Below are 342 nucleotides of genomic sequence, written 5' to 3' on the forward strand. Positions count from 1 at the left end.
GCAAACTGAAAAAACCTGGGATGTAGAAAATGGTTGGACACCGAAAAGTGGTGGCTTTACTCATAATATCGATGTTCACGAAGGTGTGCATAATGAGGGGAGTGCACCATTAGGTGATAGTAGCTCTAGAGGCTTCTCAGCATGGATGACTGAGAATATCGTAGATTTCCTCTGGCAAGCTTACTGGATAACAGGAAATACCGATGCGCCAGAAATGCTAAGACGCATCGCGTCTGCAGTTGAAAATTATGGCTTTACCTCGAATTACAATTCAGAGCTAGGACAGTATGTAAGGAAGGAGGGTTTTACCGGGTATAATAAAACTAAGAGCTGTAATACTAC

At 42.7% G+C, this 342-nt stretch carries 1 protein-coding gene; it reads left to right on the plus strand.

The window, feature by feature from the left end:
• The coding region (locus tag A3735_RS30825) for a hypothetical protein (RefSeq protein WP_197485845.1) at positions 1–342 on the plus strand (342 nt) is incomplete at both ends.

This window comes from Oleiphilus sp. HI0061 (genome assembly GCF_001635675.1).